Below are 21,580 nucleotides of genomic sequence, written 5' to 3' on the forward strand. Positions count from 1 at the left end.
ATATTTCCAGTTCTGAAGCTGGTGGTAATACTTCTGAATCCATTACTAGTCAGTTGAGTGCGGGTACTTATTATGCGCGGGTATATCAGTTCAGTAGTGACACTACTTACAGTTTGTCCTTAAATGCTACTGCTATTGATAATGCGGGAAATACCCTAGCTACAGCCCGTGCTGTTGGTGCATTAACAGCAACTCAAAGTTTTAGTGACTGGGTAGGAAGTGCTGATACTGACGATTACTATAGTTTCAATGTGGGAACACAAAGTAACTTTAGTTTGAGTTTAACAGGCTTGAGTGCCGATGCGAATGTTCAATTACTCAATAGTTCTGGTGAGTATATTTCCAGTTCTGAAGCTGGTGGTAATACTTCTGAATCCATTACTAGTCAGTTGAGTGCGGGTACTTATTATGCGCGGGTATATCAGTTCAGTAGTGACACTACTTACAGTTTGTCCTTAAATGCCACTGCTGTTGCACCTTCACCTGTTGATAATGCGGGAAATACCACAGCTACAGCCCGTGCTGTTGGGACATTAACAGGCGCTCAAAGTTTTAGTGACTGGGTAGGAAGTGCTGATACTAACGATTACTATAGTTTCAATGTGGGAACACAAAGTAACTTTAGTTTGAGTTTAACAGGCTTGAGCGCCGATGCGGATGTTCAATTACTCAATAGTTCTGGTGGTGTAATTTCCATTTCTGAAGCTGTTAGTAATACTTCTGAATCCATTAATAGTCAGTTGAGTGCAGGAAGTTATTATGTGCGGGTGTTTCAATATAGTGGTGACACTAACTACAGTTTGTCATTAAATGCTACTGATGTTGCACCAACTCCCACACCAACTCCCACACCAACTCCGACAGATTGGTATAGTCAAAATCTACTAGATGCTCAAATTATCACTTTAACCAGTTCCTTAGCGGCTGATGGTAATTTGAGTCGCAATGATATGATTTCCATTTTCCGCGATGCCAAAGATGGTAGTGTAATTGATGCCAGTGAGTTAACTGACTTACGGACTTTAGTTAGTAACTCTACCCTCTTCACTATGGCTGATTCCGTGAAGGTCTTATCTAATAAGATTGCCAATAGTGACGCAGCTAACACTCGTTCCGGTTTTGGTAACTTGTTTGCCGGTAGTAGTGATACCCAAATGGAAAATCTGATTGGTAAGTGGTTCTTAGGTACTGATCGCCCAGATACAGGTTATACCTATCAGTCTGTTAGTGGTTCTCTGTTCCAAAATGGACTTAGTGCTGATGATATTTACCAAGGAGCGGTGGGAGACTGCTATTATGTAGCAACTTTAGCTTCTATTGCCCAGGAAAAACCTGAGTACATCCAAAATATGTTTACGGACAATGGTGATAATACCTTTACTGTGCGTTTTTATAACAATGGTGTAGCTGATTATGTCACAGTAGATCGTTACTTGCCAACTTATGGAAACTATGCCGCTTATGCTGGTTGGGGTGGAGGCTCGGTTTCTTCTAGTAGCAATGAACTTTGGGTAGCTTTAGCAGAAAAAGCCTATGCCCAGTTAGCTGAATCTGGTTGGAGTCGTACTTACAGTGGTAATCAAAATAATTCCTACGCAGCCATAGAAGGTGGTTGGATGGATACAGTAATTCGTCAGGTAATGGGATTAAGTGCTACTTCCCAATCCGTCAGCAGTATGACTCAAACTCAACTGATTAATTTGGTTAATTCTAATCAGGTTTTAACAGCGGGTTTCGTCTATGGTGCTGGTTATGGTGTGGTTAATGGTCATGCTTATACCATTACTGCCTATAATGCCACTAATGGAACTTTCCACTTACGGAATCCTTGGGGTTCTACCCATGCTGATGTCACATTTAGTCAATTAGTCTCTTTGAGGGGTATTATTCAGTGGTCTAATACCTAGACATCATTGAAAGCAGTACAAATAATTAATAATTAATATTTGTACTGCTGTTTATTTAATTAATAATGATTTCAATAATTATACGAATTTTTGACTCCCGTTAATTTACTTTTTATATTGATTTCGTGACAGTTAATTGTTATACAAAAATATTGTCAAATATTTGAATCTTAAAAGTTTTGATGAAACTTACCCTGATAACCCAGATCAGGGTTGAATTAGTGTGAATATTTTCATTTTATTGATTGAGAGAGATTCAGATCTGACTTTTGTGGAAACAATACTGAACAGTTGAGGTGTACTGAGGATAAGTATTGTCGGTCAGCATTCCCAACCCTATACAAATCCACATTTTCATAAATGATTTAGGAGTCCATTATGTTTGATAATTCTGAAAAGTCTTTTGATTCCTCTTTATCAGGATTGGCTAATTCCTTAAATTACCTGGATAAAGATCCTTTAAATCCTAATCCCACAGATCCTGGTTTACAGCAACTTCCATCATTAAATGTACCTGCTGATTATGCGGGAAATACCCTAGCTACAGCCTGTGCTGTGGGTAGATTAACAGGCTCTCAAAGTTTTAATGATTGGGTAGGAAGTGCTGATACTAACGATTACTATAAATTCAATGTGGGAACACAAAGTAACTTTAGTTTGAGTTTAACAGGTTTAAGTGCCGATGCGAATATTGAATTACTCAATAGTTCTGGTGGTGTAATTTCCCGTTCTACTGTTGTTGGTAATACTTCTGAATCCATTACTAGTCAGTTGAGTGCTGGTACTTATTATGCGCGGGTATATCAATATAGTGGTGACACTAACTACAGTTTGTCGTTAAATGCCACTGCTGTTGATTATGCTGGAAATACCCTAACTACAGCCCGTGCTGTTGGTACATTAACAGGAACTCAAAGTTTTAATGATTGGGTAGGAAGAGCTGATACTAACGATTACTATAGTTTCAATGTGGAAAGACAAAGTAACTTTAGTTTGAGTTTAACAGGCTTAAGTGCCGATGCAGATGTTCAGTTACTCAATAGTTCTGGTACTGTAATTTCCAGTTCTACTGCTGGTGGTACTACTTCGGAATCCATTACTCGTCAGTTGAGTGCCGGTACTTATTATGTGCGGGTATATCAATATAGTGGTAATACTACTTACAGTTTGTCGTTAACTGCTACTGCTGTTGATAATGCGGGAAATACCACAGCTACAGCCCGTGCTGTTGGTGCATTAACAGCAACTCAAAGTTTTAGTGATTGGGTAGGAAGATCTGATACTAACGATTACTATAAATTCAATGTGGAAAGACAAAGTAAGTTTAGTTTGAGTTTAACAGGCTTGAGTGCCGATGCGGATGTTCAGTTACTCAATAGTTCTGGTGGTGTAATTTCCCGTTCTACTGCTGGTGGTACTACTTCGGAATCCATTACTCGTCAGTTGAGTGCGGGTACTTATTATGTGCGGATATATCAATATAGTCGTAATACTACTTACAGTTTGTCGTTAACAGATTGGTATAGTCAAAATCTCCGAGATGCTCAAATTATCGCTTTAACCAGTTCCTTAGCGGCTGATGGTAATTTGAGTCGCAATGACATGATTGCTATTTTCCGTGATGCTAAAGATGGTGGTGTAATTAATGCCAATGAGTTAACTGACTTACGGACTCTTGTTAGTAACTCTACCTTTTTCACTATGGCTGATTCCGTGAAGGTCCTATCTAATAAAATTGCTAATAGTGACGTTGCTAACACTCGTTCCGGTATTGGTAACTTGTTTGCCGGTAGTAGTGCTACCCAAATGGAAAATCTGATTGGTAAGTGGTTCTTAGGAAATGATAGACCTGATTTAACCAGTTCCAGTTATACCTATAGTTATGTTAGTGGTTCTCTGTTCCAAAATGGACTTAGTGCTGATGACATTTACCAAGGAGCGGTGGGAGACTGCTATTATCTAGTAACTTTAGCTTCTATAGCCCGGGAAAAACCTGAGTACATCCAAAATATGTTTACGAACAATGGTGATAATACCTTCACTGTGCGTTTTTATAACAATGGCGTAGCTGATTATGTCACAGTAGATCGTTACTTGCCAACTTCTGGTGGTTATGCCGCTTATGCTGGTTGGGGTGGAGGCTCGGTTTCTTCTAATAGCAATGAACTTTGGGTAGCTTTAGCTGAAAAAGCCTATGCCCAATTAGCTGAATCTGGTTGGAGTCGTACTTACAGTGATACTCAAAATAATTCCTACGCAGCCATAGAAACTGGTTGGATGGATACAGTAATTCCTCAGGTAACGGGATTAGGAACTTCATCATTTGAAGCCGTTAATATGACTCAAACTCAACTGATTAATTTGGTTAATTCTCATCAGGTTTTAACGGCAGCTTTTGTCTATGGTGGTGATTATGGTGTGGTTAATGGTCATGCTTACACCATTACATCTTATAATGCCACTAATGGAACTTTCCACTTACAAAATCCTTGGGGTTTTAGCCATGCTGATGTCACATGGAGTCAATTAGTCTCTTTGAGGAGTATTATTCAGTGGTCTAATACCTAGACATAATTGGCAGCAGTACAAATATTAATTTTCAAAAAATATAAATTGATTTTTTCGTAGTTATGCTGTATATAATAAAACAAAACCACGAAAAGTTGATTTACGTTAATTTACTTTGCTTTCATGTCAGCTATAGCACCTCTAGTCATGGCGGCGATCGCTTTATCAGTGGCTTTCGGCAAGTGATAATACTTACCACCAGCGGTTTTTGACAATTCTTTGGCAAAGCCAGTGGATACAAATTTACTTTCCGTATCAATGACTAACAATTGCATTCCCGAAGCCCTAATTCTGGCTGCAATGTCTAATAATTCGGCTTTGATATCTGGTTTTTCTCCTGGTTCCATGGGTTCACCTAAAGAACGAGCCAAAGGAATATTACCGCGTCCATCAGTAATTGCCACGATAACAACCTGCCCGATATCGCCACCCATTTGGGCATTTATCCCCACCCGCACGGCTTGAGTTAAACCATGTGCTAGGGGTGAACCGCCACCACAGGGTAATCTTTCTAACCTATTTTTAGCTAAAGCAATGGAACGGGTAGGGGGTAATAATACTTCTGCCTGTTCTCCTCTAAAGGGGATTAAAGATACTTGGTCACGATTTTGATAGGCTTCTGTTAAAAGCTGCATGACTGCACCCTTAGCAGATTGCATCCGATTTAAAGCCATTGAACCAGAAGCATCTACAACAAATACGACTAAAGCGCCGGCTTTTCTTACCAACCGCTTAGAACGAATATCTCCCTGTTCAACAATGACTTTTTTATCTGGCTGTCTAGCTCGGCGTGCTTTTTGATATGGGGCTGCGGCTCGCAATGTGGCATCTACGGCGATGCGTCGGGCTTTACCTTTGGGAATCATTGGCTTGATATACCGTCCCCGGTCGTCTGAGAAGATAATACTGCGACTTCCCGATTTACCTTGACGTTGTGCCATTTGAGTAAAATAAAGCACCTCTGGGTCAAGAATTACCCCTTCTGGGTCAAAAATAAACTCTTCGGGAATGTCTGGGGGTTCTTGCTGTTCTTGGTCTTCTTCTTTTTCCTCTTCCTGTTCTGACTCTTGTTCTTCTTCTTGTTCCGACTCGTCTTGGTTTTCTGGTGGTGGGGGTGGAGGTGGAGGTGGTTGCTGTTCGTCTGGTGGTGTTTGGATGATAGTGGTTCTGGGAACTATGACCAATTCCACAGCGCGACGTAAATCATCCGCTGTTACGGTATTACGTCCTTCTAAAGCTGCTGCGGCTTTGGCTACACGCACCGCAAATAGTTCCGCGCGATGTCCTTCCACACCCCCGCGAATGGCTTCATTGACGAGGTAGGTAATTTGTTCTGGGGTAATGGTGACTTCCTTTAACCATTCCCGTGCCAGGATGATTTGGGTTTTCAGGGAGTCTATGTCTTCGCTGTATTGTTGCAGAAATTCTGTGGGAGACTTGGAATAGGCGATCGCTTGTGCAACTGCCTGTACTCTTTGATCTATACCCAGAACTCCGTCTGCTGATAAGGCGATCGCTATTCTATCAAGTAAATGTTCTCTTAATGCCCCTTCTTCGGGATTATAGGTGGCAATAAACAACGGTTTACAAGGATGTTGAAAACTAATTCCTTCCCGTTCAATTTGGTTACGTCCGTCCGATAATACCGATAAAAGTTGGTTACTAATTTGGTCATCTAATAAATTGATTTCATCTACATACAGCACACCTCGATTAGCTGTAGCGAGTAACCCCGGTTGAAATACTGTATCACCCTGCTTAACCGACTGTTCCACATCCACAGAACCCAAAAGCCGGTCCTCAGTCACACCCAGGGGAATTTGCACAAAAGGTGCGGGAATAATTTCCGTTTCTATCTCCTGTCTTTGTTCAGCTAAGAGTTTATCATCCCATTCTTCTGGATGGTTGGGGTCACAGTTGCTAACAGAAGCTTTCACAACTTCAATAGGTGGTAATAAAGCGTGGATTGCACGCGCCATTACAGATTTAGCAGTACCGCGACGACCTGCAATTACCACACCCCCCAAAACGGGGTCTACTGCTGTCAACAGCAAAGCTATTTTAATTGCTTCTTGGCCAACTACAGCGGCCAAGGGAAAAGCAGTCATTGTCGGGGTAAGAGTAGGCGATCGCATTGTTTCCTTAATAGTTACTATGATTCTAGCATAGCAATTCTTGGCACATTTTAGAATATATGTAATGGCAATTCCTCAAGGAGCAAGATATATGACTAGGATTCAGGTTAAAAGTTTTACTCTGGAAGAATATCACCAACTCACCGAAATCGGCTTTTTCAAAGAAGATGATAGCTGCGCTCGCCGTAGGCATCACATTCAATTAATTAACGGAGAATTGATAGAAATGGTATCAAAAGGTAGAGCGTATGAAACTTGTTTACGTAATTTATTGCGGGAACTTCCTAGAAGTTGCAGATGCTGCAATAGATTATGACCAAAAGGTAAAAATACCTCTGTATGCAAAAGCCGGAATTGTTGATTATTGGATATTTAATTTATTAGATAATTGCTGAGAATGTTACAGTAAACCATATCAAAATAAACAATGTCAATTTGGTTATGCAAATAGGCGAATTGTCTTACCAAATCAAGTGATATCTTTACCCTGTTTCCCTGATTTATCGCTAGACTTAAGTAAAGTATTTCCTCCGCAGATGGAAAAAAGTTTCTCACATTTCTAGAATTAAATCAACGTGCTGAACAAGAACGTCAAAATTATCAAGACTTATTAGCAAAATTAGAAGCTAAAGGTATTGATATTAATAGTCTCTAAAATTCATATCCCTGACTTATTAAAAAAGTTGGGGATATCAACTTTAGGATTATACAATTTAAGTGCGTAACAGCTGATGATCAGGGATAAATAAACATACTTACGTATAAATAATAAAATTAATAAAATTACGAACCAATAAACTACAAAGTAGCAAAGAACACGAAGTAAAGGAGGCTGCACAGATATGGGGCTTCCAAGCTTCTGTGTTATTGCTTCACAAATTGTTACAAATGAATTAACCACTGCAATTCAAGGATGAGGTATGAATAAAATTCTGTGGTTATTGGCAATATGGCAACTTTTGCGTTATGATATTTTTGATTTTGAATTGATGATCATGAAAAAAATAGCAGCCATTATCACAAGCACTTTTATTTCGCTATTGTGACAAACATTTGGTGAAAAAAATTTTATGGGTTTATGGGATATGCAAATGGTAAAATTAACAGGTTATAAAATAGTTGAAAAAATTTATTCTAGTAGTGAAACTTTGGTCTTTCGATGCATAAGAGAAAAAGACCAAATATCAGTAGTTATCAAATTTTTACGTCAGGAGTACCCAAAATTCGAGAAATTGGTGCAGTTTCGTAATGAATATACTATTATCAAAAATCTGAATATTGCCGGCATTATTAAAACCTATGGACTGGAAAATTATGAAAACGGCTATGCTTTGGTAATGGAGGATTTTGGGGGTGTTTCTCTCCAGGAAAAAATCAAAGAATGGGGGGCAGGAGGTATGGGAAACAGCGCAGTAGGATTAAAAGAATTTTTCACTATTGCTCTACAAATAGTTTCTATTTTACAAGAATTGCATCATCAAAGGGTGATTCACAAAGATATAAAAACCGCTAATATTCTGATTAAACCTAGCACCTTAGAAGTTAAGCTAATTGACTTTAGTATTGCTTGCTTACTTAAGAGAGAAACTCAAACTCTCGCTAGTCCTAATGTTCTGGAAGGAACTCTATCATACTTATCTCCAGAACAAACTGGACGTATTAACCGCTTGGTTGACTACCGGACAGATTTCTATTCTTTAGGTGTGACATTTTTTGAGCTTTTGACTGGAGAATTACCTTTTGCTAGTAATGAACCCATAGAATTGATACATTACCATATTGCTAAACAACCTCCATTATTACATGATATCCATAGTCATATTCCCCCGATTTTATCGGCAATTATTCATAAATTGATGGCGAAAAATGCTGAATATCGCTATCAGTCTGCCCATGGGATTAAGTATGATTTAGAAATGTGTATAAAAGCTGGAGAAGAAACTGGAAATATTCAGACTTTTGAATTAGGAAAAAGAGATATTAGCGATCGCCTAACTATTCCTGAAAAACTGTATGGTAGAGAAGTAGAAGTAAAAACTCTGCTCACAGCTTTTGAGCGTATTTGTGCTAATAATAAGGAAATGCTCCTGGTGGTTGGTTATTCGGGAATTGGCAAAACCGCTGTAGTTAATGAAGTTCATAAACCCATAGTTTGTGCTAGGGGTTATTTTATTAAAGGTAAATTTGACCAATTTCAACGCAATATTCCTTTTTTTGCATTTATACAAGCTTTCCGAAATTTAATAGATCAACTATTAACTGAAAGTGATACTCAATTGCAAAAATGGAAAACTAAAATTCTGTCTGCGTTAGGAGAAAATGCTCAAGTTATTATTGCCGTTATCCCAGAATTAGAACAAATTATTGGTAAACAGCCTCCTGTTCCAGAATTGTCCACCATGGCCACAGAAAATCGTTTTAACTTGCTATTTGAGAAATTTATTCATGTTTTTACCACTCAAAAACATCCTTTAGTCATATTTCTTGATGATTTACAATGGGTAGATTTGGCTTCTCTTAAATTGATGCAATTACTAATGACTACAAATGAAATTAGTTATTTATTGTTAATTGGTGCTTACCGGGATAATGAAGTGTCTGCTACACATCCTTTAATATTAACTATTGAGAATATCCGCAAAACTGTATCTATAATTAATACTATTACCCTAAATTCTCTCAATCAATCTGATCTCAATCAACTCATTGCTGATACTCTCAATTGTCCGACTACAGTAGCTCTACCTTTTACTCAATTAGTCTATCTAAAAACCCAGGGAAATCCCTTTTTCAGCCACCAATTTATCAAATCTCTCTATGAAGATGGTTTAATTCGCTTTAACTTTGATTGTCATTATTGGCAGTGTGATATCGCACAAATTCAAGCTTTAGCTATCACTAATGATGTGGTAGAATTTATCGCACTGCAATTACAAAAATTACCTGAATCAACTCAATCAGTATTAAAGCTGGCCGCTTGTATTGGCAACCAATTTAATTTAGATACATTAGCAAAAATTAATGAAAAATCTCAGATAGAAACAGCGGTAGATTTGTGGAAAGCATTGTTAGAAGAATTTATAATTCCGACAACAAAAATTTACAACTTCTTTCAATCTGATTTACTTAATAATCAACAGTTATCAGCAGTTCATAACTACGAAGAACAGAAATTTAGTTACAGATTTTTACATGATCGTGTACAGCAAGCTGCTTATGCTTTGATTCCTGACCAGGAAAAACAATCTACCCATTTAAAAGTTGGGCAATTGCTCTTAAAAAATACCTCGGAAAAAGACATAGAAGAAAATATATTTGAAATTGTGAATCAGTTGAATATTGGCATGGATTTAATTACGATTCAGTCAGAAAAATATGCAGTAGCTCAACTAAATTTAATTGCCGGTTCTAAAGCCAAATTAGCTACAGCTTATGATGCTGCTTTTAGGTATTTAAAAAAAGGTTTATCATTACTTGCAGCAGATAGTTGGCAGCATGAATATAACCTAACATTAAACCTTTATATAGAAGCGGTGGAGGCAGCATATTTAAATATTCATCCTGAGCAAGCAATAACTTATATAGAAATAGTTAGGAAAAATGCAATTAGTGTACTAGATGAAGTTAAGGTATACAAAAAGCAAATGCTCATGCATGACATGGAATTAACCTTTGATACGGGTCTAAAATTATTAGAGAAACTAGAAGTTACTGTAGAAGAAGTACCCCTAATAAATGTTAATGTTGAGGATTTAATCCATTTACCAAAAATGACAGATCCTTATAAACTTGCAGCAATGGGGATACTAATGGGCATTGGTTTTATAGCTTATTTCTCACATCAAGCATTGGAGATGGAATTGCCGATTATACTTACTATAATAAATCTGGCTATTAAATATGGCAATTGTGTAGAATCTGTTTATATTTATGTTTGTTATGGTTTGATAGTCTGCGATAGGTTTTCAGATATTAATACTGGATATAGTTATGGAAAATTAGCTCTTAATTTATCAGAGCAGTTTGATAATCAAGTGATCAGGTTCAGAATTTTAATGTTATGGTATTCTCATATTATTTATTGGAAACAGCATTTTCGAGGATCTATAGTTCCTTTACAAGAGATTGCTGAATATGGCTGGAAAATAGGTGAAACAGACTTTTTAGGTTTTGCTTATACGTTTAATATGTTCATGATGTTATTTGCTGGGGAAAATTTAATAACTGTATCTGAATATCTAGAAAATTGTGCTGCTTTAATCTCTCATAGAAAACTCGATTGGCATACTCAAAATATCAAAACTTGGCAACAAATAATATTTAATTTGCAAGCAATAAATCAGGATAAATGCCAATTTAATGGTGATTTTTTTACTGAGGACTTGTTTCTATTTTTAGTTAATAATAAAAATTATCACTCTCTCTTTGGATTTTATCTAACTAAAACCATGCAATTTTATTTGTTTAAAGAATACAAAAAAGCTCTTGATAATGCTATTTTTGCTAAACAATATATAATATCTGTGCCAGGACAAATTACTGTCAGCCAACATAATTTTTACTATTCTTTGTCTCTTTTGGCTGCATATAATTATCAGTCTGAACATGAACAACTGGAGTCCATGAAACAAGTTTTAGCAAATCAGCAAAAGATGCAGTATTGGGCTGTTAATGCACCAATGAATTATCAACATAAATATGACCTGATAGAGGCTGAAAAAGCTAGAGTTTTAGGGCAAATGCTTTTAGCAATGGAATATTATGACCGATCTATTCAAGGTGCAAATAATTATGAATATCTTCATGAAGAAGCTTTAGCTTATGAATTAGCGGCAGAGTTTTATTTATCTTTAGGTAGAAATGAAATTGCTTCATTATATATGACAAAAGCATATTATGGCTATTTACGCTGGGGAGGAAAAGCTAAGGTAGACCATTTAGAAAAATCCTATCCCCAATTACTTGCTAAGACTCTACAAGCAGGAAAAAAACCTGTATCAATGATGATTTCTAAAAATAATAGTATTTCGGAGGCTATTGATTTGAAAACAGTTATAAAATTCTCTCAAGTAATTGCTAGTGAAATCCACATAGATAAATTGCTATCAACATTAATGCAAGTGATGATGGAAAATAGCGGTGCAAGTAAATCTGTTTTAATTCTAGTTAAAAATAATCATCTATTTGTGGAAGCCATAAAAATAGATAATGCAAATGTTATCCAAGAATCAACCCCGGTGAATTTAAGTAAAGATATTCCTATCAATGTGATTAATTATGTTTATAATACGGCGAAAATATTCGTAACCGATGATATTAAAACTAATCTGTTAATAGCTGCTGATTCTTATATTGTCTCCCAGCAACCTAAAAGTTTGTTATGTCTTCCTATTATTCACAAAGGTAAATTTATGGGTATTTTATATTTAGAAAATCAGCTAACTGTAGGGGCATTTACATATAATAAAATTGAAGTTTTGAATTTGTTAATGACCCAAACTGCTATTTCCCTAGAAAATGCTCAGTTATATACTAATTTATCAGAACAAGCAGACAGCCTCAAACAAGCTAATCAACAATTAGAAGAATATGCTATGACTCTCAAAATCACTAATCGTTTGCAAAAGTTAGCTGATTTATCTCTGACTATTAATTCAACACTATCAACTCATAATATACTGCAATTGGTTACACAGCAAGCTGCGGAAATTATCGGAGCGCACCAATCAATCATTAGTATTAAAATAGATGAAAGTTGCACAAAAGCAGTTCATACAGTTCATCTTGCAGATAAATATGAACAGTGGCGGGAAAATTATGAAAAGTTTGATGAATCTGATTTTTATAGGTTAGGTTGTCAAATCCAAAATTCAATACGAATGACTCAGACTGAACTAGAAGCACATCCAGCCGCAATTAATAACATTAATAACAATTTACCCCTGCGCGGTTGGCTGGTAGCACCACTGATTGATATTAAAGGTAAACACATTGGTTTTATGCACCTTTCTGATAAATATGAAGGTGATTTTACAGAAGATGATGAAGCTATTTTAGTGCAGTTAGCGCAAATGCTATTATTAGCAATGAATAATGCCCATCTTTACGAGGAATCTCAACGAGTTAATCGCATTAAAGATGAGTTTTTAGCCATACTTTCTCATGAATTAAGATCGCCTCTGACTTCTATAATTGGTTGGTCACAAATGCTGCAATCTGGGAAATTAAGTCCCGAAAAAACAGCACTGGCTTTAGAAACTATTGAACGCAACGCCAAATCACAAACCCAATTAATTGAAGATGTAGTAGATATTTCTCGAATGGTTCGAGGTAATGTCAGCCTCAATATTCACCCAGTCAACTTAGTATCACCAATTGAAACCGCAATTAATACTATGTATTTAGCTGCCAAAGCTAAGTCAATTAAAATATTGCTGACAATTGCATCTCATAATGTGATGGTATTAGGTGATCCAATTCGTTTACAACAAATTGTCTGGAATTTGCTCACTAATGCGATTAAGTTTACATCCCCCGGAGGACAAGTTGAAATCAGACTAAACACAGTAGGCTCAGAAGCACAAATTCAAGTAATTGATACAGGATCTGGTATTAGTCCTGATTTTATGCCCTATATTTTCGACTATTTTCGTCAAGCTGATGCTTCCAATACCCGAAATTATGGCGGACTGGGACTAGGTTTAGCAATTGTCCGTCACTTGGTAGAATTGCACGGGGGAAATATTTGGGCTAAAAGTTTAGGTAAGGGACAGGGAGCAACTTTTACAGTTAGAATACCATTACTCCAGTCACAGCCAGAGCTAAACCCCTTGAGCAAGTCGCTCAACAATTCCCCACATTCAACTATTGATGGTGTAAAAGTCTTAGTTGTTGATGATAATATTGATGTCCGTGAGTTTTTGGTTTTTGCCTTGGAAGAGTATGGAGCAGTAGTCATGACTGCGGATTCTGTTAGGGAAGCATTAAAATGTCTCCAACAGTTTCCAGCAGATATCTTAATCACTGATATTGGGATGCCCGAGGAAAATGGCTATAGTTTACTAAACCAAATCAGGTCTTTAGAATCCACCCAGAAAAGACAAATTCCAGCGATCGCACTCACAGGTTATACTGCAAATGAAGTCATCAATCAAGTATTAAACGCTGGTTTTCAAAAGTATCTTCCTAAACCCATAGATGTATTTGAATTAATTACAGCTATTTCCGAACTGATCTAACTGACAAGAATGTCACGATTTATGGTAAAAAAAGATAGGTCAGCTATTCTCAATAAGACCTATCTAATGATAATGATACTTTTACAACTGCAAGTCAATGAGGTACCTGTCTGAGCCACAAAGCTTTGCACAAACAAGGGTTTTACTGCTAACTGCTGAAAGCTGCTGTATCAATTAAAATCTAAGCAGCAAAATTTGCAGCGACAAAATCCCAGTTCACCAAATTATCTAGGAAATTCTTGATGAATGCAGGACGAGCATTTTTGAAATCAATGTAATATGCGTGTTCCCAAACGTCAATGGTCAAAAGCGCTTTTTTACCATGAGCGAGGGGGTTTTCGGCGTTTGGTGTTTTCATGATTTTTAGTGTACCATGATCATCAATTAACCAAGCCCAACCACTACCAAATTGAGTAGCAGCAGCGGTAGAAAATTCTTCTTTGAATTTGTCAAAGCTACCAAAATCCTGTGCAATTTTAGCAGCTAATGCGCCTGTAGGAGCGCCACCACCTGCGGGTTTTAAGCAATTCCAGAAAAAAGAGTGATTCCAAACTTGAGCCGCGTTGTTGAAGATTCCAGCCTTAGCAGAGTCACCAAAAGCGATTTGAATTACTTCTTCCAAAGACTTGTGAGCTAATTCTGTACCATCAACTAGCTTGTTCAAATTATCTACATAAGCTTTATGATGTTTACCATAATGGTACTCAAAGGTTTCAGCTTTCATGCCGTAAGACTCTAAAGCATCAGAAGCAAAAGGTAAGGGGGGTTGTGTAAATGTCATGTTGTGAAATCCTCTCTTTACTGTTGTCTTGTTAAAAGCTATGAAAGAAGCTTCGGAAATTACAGGTTTTGTATGGTCTTGTTTTATATCCTCAAGGTCGGCACATAAAACTTAACATTGTTATTCTACTACTAAAGTGAAAATTTCCACGAATTAGCGAGGATTTACTTTTATCTACTCAATTATTGTACCAAAGTGTTATAGAAACTGCTGTAAATGAGCCTCAAACCCTTGTAGACTGGTAAAAATCGCTCCTTTTTAGTTGCTATTGCCGGTTTCATCTACATTTCGGTTCAATGTCTCATAAATACTAGATAGTAATTTTTCTAACACCATTGCTCTAAATTCTTCATTATTCATCACCTCCATAAATATTTTTTCATTCCCGTCCATGCGTTCAATAAAGAGGTTTTCTAGATGCTTTTCTAGCACAGGAGCAAAGTTTTCTTTAGTGTTGACTTGAGCAGCTTTTTTGATAGAATCATTAGCGATCGCTGTTTCGGTAATTTTTTCAAAAAACAGTTGATCTGCTAAGGTAAAATCTGTACCAAATCTTTCATTTAAGGAGTTAATTAGTTGGGATAGATGATCTAAAACAACCCCCTTATTACCAGCTTTTACAGGGCTGTTAGGAACATCTTGTTTTAGTTCCACCCATTGGAATAAGGTGGCTGTTGTCATCTTTTAATTCTCCTTTGATCTATCAGGTTTTAAAGTTATAAATCTTCATACTTCTGTTCCTTCATCCTGTTGCCAGATAGTGATAACCTAAGTAAGCGGCCATTTGGACCACGGCATTGACTTTTAACAGTAAACTGAGATCCATAACCAGTTGGGGTAACATCTGAAATTTCAGAACCTTTCACAGCTTTTATTAGATCGTTTTTGAGAACTTCCCAGTTATCTAAGTTATATCCGGCTCAAGCCAAATATCCTGATTTATCACTTTTAGGCTGATACACCAGTAAGTATTTGGTGATCTTAGCATCCTGAATTACTAAATTCGATGGCATTGTCATCACACTTATGTATAATAAATTTATATTTACTACAAAGATAGTAAACTAAGTATGAATATTCTGGGCAACTTAAATGAAGCTCAAATTAGCATTAAATAAGCAAAAAGGGCATCCATTTAGGATACCCCTTAATCTTATTAATCAACCACGGAAACCCTATGCTCCTACAGACTCCTTCGCAGCATACAAAACCTCAGCGGAGATATCCTTAAACCCACGTTCACGGGCAAACTTTTCCGTATTTCGCTTCACTTTCCCGCGCACAAAACCAGGAATCTTATTCAATTCTGCTTGTCCATCTTTTGTCCAATTCAAACCAGATTCTGCGGAAATTCCTTTGGTAATTACTTCCTTTGTATCGTGTCCACCAAATATCTCTAAAAGGTGATCTTCCATTCCCAAAGTGAAGGAATTGTAGATTAAATCTGTGATTTGATTTGTACCTTCATAACCCATAAATGGTTTGTAACCAATGGGGAAATTCTGCACGTGAATTGGTGCTGCAATCACACCGCAAGGAATATCCAAACGTTTACCAACGTGACGTTCCATCTGTGTACCAAAGATAGCAGCAGGTTCAACACGAGCGATCGCATCCCCAATTTCACCATGATCATCTGTAATTAATACTTCATCGCAATATTCGCTCACCTGTTCTCTAAACCAGTCAGCATCATATTTGCAATAAGTACCCGCCCAAACCACATGAATCCCCATTTCCCGCGAGAGAATCTTTGTTAAAGCCGCTGCATGAGTATTATCACCGAAAACCACCGCTTTCTTCCCAGTCAAGTTCTGACAGTCAATAGAACGGGAAAACCAAGCCGCTTGGGATACATGAAGAGTTTGTTCATTGATGAAGTCTTCATAATTCACCTCAGCACCTTGGGCGTTAATTACCTGCTGAATTTTACGTATACATCTAGCAGTTTCTACAACACCCATGGGCGTAATATCTACGTAAGGTGTCCCGAATTGTTCTTCTAGATATTTAGCCGTTGTTAACCCCAGTTCCCGATAAGGAACTAAGTTAAACCAAGCTTGGGGCATATTTTTCAACTCGTGAACCGAAGCACCTTCAGGAATGACAATATTGACCTCAATTCCCAAATCAGCCATTAACCGTTTAAGTTCGGTACAGTCGTGGTTATTGTGGAAACCAAGGGTAGAAACGCCGATAATATTAACCGAGGGTTTAGCGGTTTTCTGTGTTGATAATTCCCCCCGCTTCCGGGCTTTGTCAATGTAATATTGGACAATTTGTTGTAAAGTCCGGTCTGCGGCTTGTAGTTCATTGTAGCGGTAATGGTTTACGTCCGCCAGCATTACGTCCCCTTTTGCTTCCAACTGCGCCCGTTCCACAAAGTTGTGTAAGTCCTCTTGCAAAATACTGGAAGTGCAGGTAGGAGTTAAGATAATTAAATCGGGGTGTTCTTCCGCATCTTTGCGGGTGATATTGTCTACTACCTTTTCTTGAGAACCACGGGCTAAAACGTTTCTATCAACGACGCTGGTTGTCACTGGAGTGAAATCTCTCTCCCGCGATAGCATGGAACGCATGACGTTAAAGTAGTCATCACCCAGGGGTGCGTGCATTATTGCATGAACATTTTTAAAAGAACTAGCAATCCGCAAAGTACCAATGTGGGCTGGTCCTGCATACATCCAGTAAGCTAATTTCATCCGGTCTTCTCCCTTTGCAACTTAAATAACTATAAGTGCTTGATTATTAAATCGCTTCTGATTTTCTCAAATCTATTGGCTATGAACAAATAAGGTTTGTTACGGGGTTATTTGCTGTGAGAGATGCTAAAACCTAGTTACTGACTGGGTTATGGTCCCTAACTTAAACAATATTTATGTTGTTTAAGTAAATAAATCTTAATAATTTTTAGGGATATTTGTACTAAAACTAACAAAAATCATTTATATACTTACTTTCAATCATTGATAGAATTAGTACCGCCAAAATATCAAGAAAGATTTTCCCGGTTTTCGTATGGTCCAAGAAATCTCTCTCCGTTAAAATGAATTAAATGATCTGGTTGGTCTGCTACCCAAACTTCTGTTTCCCAAGAAATCTCAGCTAGATACCGAGTCATTTCCTTGCGAGTAGGAAAAGCAGTCATAAAAACTAATCCCTTGCTACTAAATTTAAACAGTTGTTTTAGTTCATTGTGTCGTTTTAAGTTAACAGGACCATGACTGGTTACAGCTTCTATTAAGATTAGCCAGTCTTGTTTTTGATAATAAACGACAACATCTGGCATTTTACCATGAGGATCTAACTCTACTCCCATTTCTCTAAGATTTTGACTTTCATTAATAATAAATTTATCCCCAGCATCACCTAGATAAAGAACCAAACCTCCTGGTGTAAATCTGGGACAAAAATTTTCTAAAATGTCTTTGATTAAATTATTTTGTCCACCTGCTGATAGATAAATTGCTTGTCCATTGGGTAAACTAACGGGAATTGTGGGGATATTTCGAGTTCTATCCTGTAATAAATTCTTGACAGAAATAGCATAATTACGACGAGATTCTTCCCACTGGTCAGAGTTGTATGATTGTATCAACAAAAGTGCTTCTTGTTGAAGTTGATAACACCATTTAGGGCTATTAATTGGTCGCTTTGGTTGATCTGGATTTTCCACAACTAAACCCATTTGTACAAACTGGTGCATTGTTTGTCTTCTCACAGTTTCTCGTGTATTTGGTGCGTATTGTTTTCCATAATAATCACGAAACCAATCCATCATTTCAGTAATTCTGCGTTTGGGAGTTGTTGCTTGATTCCAAAAAGTTTCCGGTCGAATATCTGCTAATGCAAGTAAGCACAGTGCGGATCTTTCATTCTGCTGTTCTTTTGGTGCAGAAATTTCTTTCAGAATAGTTAGTGCTTCTTGAATACGTTTACTAGCTTGAATTGCGTTTATTGCTTCACTCATAATTGACAGAGTTTTGTGAACAAGTGTATCAAGTTTTTCCTGGTCAAATACAAATTCATCAATTTGGCTTCCCAGTTGCATCAAATCCTCTTGAGAGGGATATCTAATTTTACGCAAATCTGTTGCATTGACTTGTGTATTACCACTAAACAGCCGAAAATAGTTATCAAATAAAGTTGAATTGAGAAATGCTGTTAAACCTCTTGCTAGGTCAGGATTCATTCCCTTTCCCTTAGCATGATAATAGTTAAGATGATTTTCTATACCCAGCGCGGGTGAATTTATAGGAGAACAGACAGCAGCAACAATACGACGTTTTTCTTCCTTAGCAGAAAATCGCTTGATTAAAACATACCATCCTGGTTTAATTAACCATTTTTGTGTTTGTTGATTATTTTCAATAGCAATTGATTTTTTCGGTTTTGTGGGAGGAAATAAAATTTTTCCTGGTTTTATAGATTCTGGGTAAATTAAGGGAACGTTTTGATCATCTAAGGAATTTCTTAAAGATGATTTAAGACGAAAATCTACAACTTGACCAGTTGAAATTTCTAAACCAAGTTCATCTAATGTAGATGAAAATTTATCTATTTGCACTTTTACAGCATCTTCCAGAGAGTTGGTAAGAATATGAATAAACATCTCAGGATCATTTGTTTCAATAACTTGGTTATATGGAACAAGTCTGATTTCTGAACAATTATCTAATTCTTGTTCTGAATTAATACTTATTTCTATACATTTAGGTTTAACTTCTGTTTTAGCAGCATGAAAAATAATATTTTCTTGTAAAACATTATCTTGTGCAAAAGCTAAGGAGCGACTTGCAAATATATGAATATTTTCAAATGCCATTTTTTCTAGAAAAGCTTTGCGAAAAGGCCGGAAATAACTACCATTGCAAAAGCTTCTGGGAGTAATTGCAACTATTTCACCATTTTGAGAAAGCTGTAATATGGATAGCCAAACAAATGCACTATATAAATTTACCGTTTCAATTCCCAGCTTTGATAGTATTTTTTTCTCAGTTGATTTACTACTTATTTTCTTATAAGGTGGATTTAGAATTGCATGGGTAAAATTGTGGTAATTTTTAGTAAAAAGCGGTAAACTGGTTTTACCAACACTCTCGATAAAACTTTGATTTTGCAAAGAATAATCTGCTTTTATTCCCTTGTTTTGTAAAGCATTACAACATTCTCTAAGACATTGTTCTAAACAGGGTAAAAAGGTTTCTTCTACTTCATAGGTTGTAATTAAACAACTCTCAATTTGATCAGCATTTATTAATAATCGCTCTACAAAAGCAGCAGTTAAAGACCCAACACCCGCACCAGGATCTAGTAAACTAATATGACCAGATAAATTGTTAAATTGTCCTGCCATAAATCTCGCAATCGGTGCAGGAGTTAGAAACTGACCTAATTCACTTCTTTGTTTTAAGTTCAATCTTGAAGAAAAATGAAATCTATTTATATCTAGAGAATCTGTGAGGAAAGTTGTCATATTATCAATTTATAGAAAGTAAAATGTCCAGAAATTATGAAAAATTTGAATAATTTGTTATAATTCGTTCAGGGCTTCATTACTCATTAAGAAAATTATGGTAAAAATACCCTTCCCAGCTTCGATAATTCCTCCTTTGACAAACGGGGACAAACTCACCCGTTATGAATTTGAACGGCGATACAATGCCGTATCTAAACCGAAAAAAGCTGAATTAATCGAAGGAATAGTTTATATTATGTCTGCTGCTCTGCGTTTTAGAAGTCATGGACAACCTCATGGTCGCATCTTAACATGGCTTGGTAATTATGAAGCCATAACCCCTGGTGTGGCTTTAGGAGTTGAACCCACAGTGCGGCTAGATTTAGATAACGAACCCCAACCTGATGCAGTTTTGATTATTATACCAGAAGCAGGAGGTCAAACTCGCATCAGTGAGGATGATTATATTGAGGGTCCACCAGAATTAGTTGTAGAAATTGCTGCTAGTAGTGTGGCTATTGACCTCCATGGCAAAAAACAGGCTTATCGTCGCAATGGTGTGAGAGAATATATTGTTTGGCAAGTTTTGGACGAAAAATTAAGTTGGTTTTCCTTACAAGAAGGTGAATATTTAGAATTAGCACCTAATGAAGAGGGAGTTTTACAAAGTCGGGTATTTCCAGGTTTATGGTTAGCGGTAAATGAATTATTAACAGGTAATATGCAAGTTGTATTGAATGTTTTACAAACTGGTTTACAGTCTGTTGAACACGCAGATTTTATAGAGAAATTAGGTGATTTGAAAAGCGATTAGAAATAACGGTTATACATGGGAATTTAAGATACAATAAATTCAATCTCTTTGGGTTTAAATTATGATAACTACAATCATTGAACGCGAAGCAGAACCAATTTTAATTAGCGACTTAACCTGGAGAGAATTTAAAGCTGTTGAACAGCTAATTGACCGCCCAGGGGTAAAGTTATCCTTTTTAGATGGAGTTTTGGAGATTCGTAAAAACCCAGGTAAAAAATATCAAATTATCAAAGAACGTATTGGTGCTTTACTAGAAATTTATTTAGAATTTTTGGAGTTAGATTTTACTCCTACTGGTTCTGTTACTTTAGAAAATGAATTTGAAAAAGTTAAAAAAGAAGGCGATAAATCTTATGAATTTGGACCAAATAGCAAACGTGCTGATTTAGTAATTGAGGTGGTTGTTAGTAGTGGAGGAATTAATAAACTGGAAGCATATAAACGGTTACAAATTCCTGAAGTTTGGTTTTGGATGAATGATGAATTATTGTTTTATAGTTTAGGAAATGAGGGATATGAGGCTGTTAGTAAATCGCAACTTTTACCGAGTTTAGATGTAGATTTATTGATGCGTTGTGTTAATATAGAAAATCATGCTCAAGCACTGCGGGAATTTCGAGGAGGGATAAAAATTACATAACCTTTAAATATTCACATTTAGCTTGATCTGTATCAA

Annotated in this window: 11 protein-coding genes and 1 pseudogene; 7 read left to right on the forward strand and 5 right to left on the reverse strand. The window is 36.7% G+C overall.

All coding sequences use genetic code 11. The features are described 5' to 3' along the window. Both FFO06_RS21635 and FFO06_RS15625 read left to right on the forward strand, forming a co-directional pair. Positions 1–1,907 (forward strand): C2 family cysteine protease (locus FFO06_RS21635; protein ID WP_201275474.1); only part of this gene is annotated, 1,907 nt, incomplete at its 5' end. 378 nt (positions 1,908–2,285) lie between these two features. Further along, positions 2,286–4,475 (forward strand): pre-peptidase C-terminal domain-containing protein, encoded by a 2,190-nt coding sequence (locus FFO06_RS15625; RefSeq protein WP_137908866.1) that lies wholly within the window; start codon positions 2,286–2,288, stop codon positions 4,473–4,475. 110 nt (positions 4,476–4,585) lie between these two features. Here FFO06_RS15625 and bchD read toward each other — a convergent pair whose 3' ends face one another. Then, positions 4,586–6,610, reverse strand: coding sequence for a magnesium chelatase ATPase subunit D (gene bchD, locus FFO06_RS15630; protein ID WP_137908867.1), 2,025 nt, complete (start codon positions 6,608–6,610; stop codon positions 4,586–4,588). A gap of 91 nt (positions 6,611–6,701) precedes the next feature. Between bchD and FFO06_RS15635 the strand changes: the two are divergent. From FFO06_RS15635 to FFO06_RS15645, 3 genes and pseudogenes are all read left to right on the forward strand, one after another. Then, positions 6,702–7,173: pseudogene (locus FFO06_RS15635) on the forward strand (Uma2 family endonuclease). Between the two features lie 357 nt (positions 7,174–7,530). Next, positions 7,531–7,656, forward strand: a complete 126-nt coding sequence (locus tag FFO06_RS22370) for a hypothetical protein (protein WP_255501582.1) — start codon at positions 7,531–7,533, stop codon at positions 7,654–7,656. 24 nt (positions 7,657–7,680) lie between these two features. Continuing rightward, a complete protein-coding gene (locus FFO06_RS15645) occupies positions 7,681–13,848 on the forward strand; it encodes an AAA family ATPase (protein ID WP_137908868.1) in 6,168 nt (2,055 codons plus the stop codon). Positions 13,849–14,029: 181 nt separating this feature from the next. On the opposite strand, the gene sodB is transcribed toward FFO06_RS15645, so the two are convergent. The 4 genes from sodB to FFO06_RS15665 all read right to left on the reverse strand — a co-directional run bounded on the left by sodB (position 14,030) and on the right by FFO06_RS15665 (position 20,105). After that, positions 14,030–14,629, reverse strand: coding sequence for a superoxide dismutase [Fe] (gene sodB / locus FFO06_RS15650; protein WP_137908869.1), 600 nt, complete (start codon positions 14,627–14,629; stop codon positions 14,030–14,032). A gap of 258 nt (positions 14,630–14,887) precedes the next feature. Next, entirely contained in the window at positions 14,888–15,310 is a 423-nt protein-coding gene (locus tag FFO06_RS15655; RefSeq protein WP_228036429.1) for a type I restriction endonuclease subunit R, read from the reverse strand. 494 nt (positions 15,311–15,804) lie between these two features. Beyond that, positions 15,805–17,331, reverse strand: coding sequence for a ferredoxin:protochlorophyllide reductase (ATP-dependent) subunit B (gene bchB / locus FFO06_RS15660; protein WP_137908870.1), 1,527 nt, complete (start codon positions 17,329–17,331; stop codon positions 15,805–15,807). A 290-nt stretch (positions 17,332–17,621) separates the two neighbouring features. Beyond that, complete coding sequence (locus FFO06_RS15665) at positions 17,622–20,105, reverse strand: BsuBI/PstI family type II restriction endonuclease (protein ID WP_137908871.1); 2,484 nt, start codon at positions 20,103–20,105, stop codon at positions 17,622–17,624. Positions 20,106–20,202: 97 nt separating this feature from the next. Between FFO06_RS15665 and FFO06_RS15670 the strand changes: the two genes are divergently transcribed. Together FFO06_RS15670 and FFO06_RS15675 are read left to right on the forward strand one after the other, a co-directional pair. Continuing rightward, entirely contained in the window at positions 20,203–20,901 is a 699-nt protein-coding gene (locus FFO06_RS15670) for a Uma2 family endonuclease (RefSeq protein WP_137908872.1), read from the forward strand. 61 nt (positions 20,902–20,962) lie between these two features. Beyond that, on the forward strand, positions 20,963–21,544 hold the full coding sequence (locus FFO06_RS15675; RefSeq protein ID WP_137908873.1) for a Uma2 family endonuclease: 582 nt from the start codon (positions 20,963–20,965) through the stop codon (positions 21,542–21,544). Positions 21,545–21,580 lie beyond the last annotated feature (36 nt).

This window comes from Dolichospermum planctonicum (assembly GCF_005402965.1).
In the GTDB taxonomy this organism is placed as follows: domain Bacteria; phylum Cyanobacteriota; class Cyanobacteriia; order Cyanobacteriales; family Nostocaceae; genus Dolichospermum; species Dolichospermum planctonicum.

Excerpts from the sequence above, each read along its gene's own strand:
- FFO06_RS15665 (WP_137908871.1), bottom strand. The coding sequence starts at position 20,105 with ATGACAACTTTCCTCACAGATTCTCTAGATATAAATAGATTTCATTTT.
- FFO06_RS22370 (WP_255501582.1), top strand. The coding sequence starts at position 7,531 with ATGAATAAAATTCTGTGGTTATTGGCAATATGGCAACTTTTGCGTTAT.
- FFO06_RS15645 (WP_137908868.1), top strand. The coding sequence starts at position 7,681 with ATGGGTTTATGGGATATGCAAATGGTAAAATTAACAGGTTATAAAATA.
- sodB (WP_137908869.1), bottom strand. The coding sequence starts at position 14,629 with ATGACATTTACACAACCCCCCTTACCTTTTGCTTCTGATGCTTTAGAG.
- FFO06_RS15655 (WP_228036429.1), bottom strand. The coding sequence starts at position 15,310 with ATGACAACAGCCACCTTATTCCAATGGGTGGAACTAAAACAAGATGTT.
- FFO06_RS15670 (WP_137908872.1), top strand. The coding sequence starts at position 20,203 with ATGGTAAAAATACCCTTCCCAGCTTCGATAATTCCTCCTTTGACAAAC.
- bchD (WP_137908867.1), bottom strand. The coding sequence starts at position 6,610 with ATGCGATCGCCTACTCTTACCCCGACAATGACTGCTTTTCCCTTGGCC.
- FFO06_RS15675 (WP_137908873.1), top strand. The coding sequence starts at position 20,963 with ATGATAACTACAATCATTGAACGCGAAGCAGAACCAATTTTAATTAGC.
- FFO06_RS15625 (WP_137908866.1), top strand. The coding sequence starts at position 2,286 with ATGTTTGATAATTCTGAAAAGTCTTTTGATTCCTCTTTATCAGGATTG.
- bchB (WP_137908870.1), bottom strand. The coding sequence starts at position 17,331 with ATGAAATTAGCTTACTGGATGTATGCAGGACCAGCCCACATTGGTACT.